Here is a 2237-nt window from a genome sequence, read left to right on the forward strand (position 1 = left end):
CCATGGCGCAGGCGATACAGCAGAGGGTATCGCTGTCGCCGCCCAACGAAACAGCTAGGCGGGCAACTTCCTCGAAGGAGTTCCCTTCGCGGAAGGCGCAGAGGGCCTGAGGCACCGTGTTCTGGCAGGATTCATCCATATGGTAGGTGGGGCGGATCTTGTCGCAGGTCATCTTGCTAATGGGGTATCCGTAGGTACGTTCCACATAGTCAAGGATTTCCTCCTTGGACTTACCTGCACGCCCCAAGAAAATGGCGGCGGCGACGGCCTTTGCGCCCTTGATTCCCTCGGGATGATTGTGGGAGACGCGAGCGGAAACCTCGGCAAACTTTTCCACATCTTCCAGAGTATCGTAAGCCCAGCCCACCGCAGAAACTCGCATGGCGGAACCATTGCCCCAGCTATTGTAGGGCTGGGGATTTTTATCTACCAGCCAGTAACGGAAATTACCGCCATAGCCTGCATAGGGGAATGCCTTGCCCCATTTTTGCATGGAGGAGACCATAGCCTTTTCGGTCTTTTCGATGTCGGGTTGTCCGCCCGCCGGTTCGTCGCATGTGATGCGATCACTCACGAAACCAGCCATTACCGCTTCCGCCACAGCAACCGTCATGACGCTGTCATCGGTCCATTCCGACGCACGATTGAACAGCGGAAATTCCGTGGTCTTGATGTTATTACAGTCAAATTCGTAGGGCGCTCCGATGGTATCGCCAGCGATAGCGCCCAAGAGGCAAGTGTCCTTCTTCAGGGAAAGTTTTTTGGCAGCCAGTTCATTTCCTTGAGATTCTCCCTCTGCACATTCCTTTACCTGGGCCGGTTTTTCATTTTCCATTTCACCCCAGCACATATTGCTTGCGGCCTTGCGAAAAATTTCTTGCATTTTCTTTTCACGATCTGTCATCAAGACTCCTTTTCCTTGTTATCGTCATAAAAAATGCTTTTGTCAACCGAGACAAAAATCGTATAACAAAAACGCAAATTTTATAAAAGCCACTCTTTTTCTTATCAAAAAAATAGGCTATTGGAAAAAAGAAAAGGTCGCCCCAGAGGCGACAAAATACATCCACTTTGTTCTAGTTAGATTATTAAGGAACTTCAATCACATTCTTATGGGATTGCCGCATGGCATAAAAATTTTCCAGAAGCTGCAGGACCGTTTCCTTTTCCCGCGGGGAGAAACGGCGATGACTCATGACAAAATGCTGGGCAGAACAGCCCTTCAAGAATTGGATCTGCTGGTAAAGCAACTGCACGTTGTAAAAATCGGGACCGTTATGATTTACCGTCGGGTACGTGGAATCTCCCAAGAAAGCGGATTCCCCAACAGTGAGCATCAGGGAGCCCTTGGCGTGACTGCTAGGGATAGGTTCAATTTGAATCCGTAAGCCGTCATCAAACAGCAGGGGCGAATCAACCACATGAACACCAGCGCGGGCACGGATCGTCGCATCGCAATGGCGGAAGGTTTCCCGACCTACATAGAGCTTGTCAAATTGAATACGAGGCAGATTGACGAAATGATCCGCATGAAAATGGGAGATGACCACGTTCTTTTTGAGCGACACTTTTTCGCCACCATTGACAACTATATCGCAGGGCAAGTTGTTCACAAAATCTGCGGCCACATCTGAGGCGCCAACATCAAAAATCCACCAGGCGGTCTCGCCACGGATAGCGTAAACATCAGCGCTCAGCGGGCTTGTTTCGCTAGGCATCGAAGCCGGCAGATGAAGGATTCTTGACTGTAGATTACCAGACATGATTCTCAAATGTAACTATTTAGAATGCGCAGCAAACTTTTTGGAGATTTTTTGTCACCAAAGACATCTTTTTAGAAATTTAGTGACACAAAACACAGAACACATCCAGCCACGGCTATTTAAACCGGGGCTTCAAGAATGTGTGTGGGTAGCCCAGCACTCCAAACCAGCAACAAATGCTAGATTTGCAACATGCAATTCAGCATGTCGTTCATGAAATAGTGCGCGTTGCGGTAAGCGATAAGCCCACCATCGCGATACCTGCGGACGATGCTGTCGAACTGGGCGTTGAGATCTTCAAGTTTTAGTGGTTGCATAGTTATTATCGGAGTCACTTTTTCAAAGAATATGTCCTATTCTTGTTCGCTCCGTTGGAGACAATTTTGCCTTCTTCCACAAGTTCTGTGATATAGTCCTTGGTACGAGAAATCTTCAAACCAATAACATCTGCAATTTCTTGAGACCGGGCTTCTT

At 48.4% G+C, this 2237-nt stretch carries 3 protein-coding genes; all 3 read right to left on the bottom strand.

Going from position 1 to position 2237, the window contains the following annotated elements:
* Window positions 1–904: ADP-ribosylglycohydrolase family protein (locus tag MJZ26_14930; protein ID MCQ2107071.1), on the bottom strand; the 904-nt coding region annotated here is incomplete at its 3' end.
* 184 nt (window positions 905–1088) lie between these two features.
* A complete protein-coding gene (locus MJZ26_14935; protein ID MCQ2107072.1) occupies window positions 1089–1763 on the bottom strand; it encodes an MBL fold metallo-hydrolase in 675 nt (224 codons plus the stop codon).
* Between the two features lie 179 nt (window positions 1764–1942).
* Complete coding sequence (locus MJZ26_14940) at window positions 1943–2080, bottom strand: hypothetical protein (protein MCQ2107073.1); 138 nt, start codon at window positions 2078–2080, stop codon at window positions 1943–1945.
* Window positions 2081–2237 lie beyond the last annotated feature (157 nt).

It is taken from the genome of Fibrobacter sp. (genome assembly GCA_024398965.1).
Classification (GTDB): domain Bacteria; phylum Fibrobacterota; class Fibrobacteria; order Fibrobacterales; family Fibrobacteraceae; genus Fibrobacter.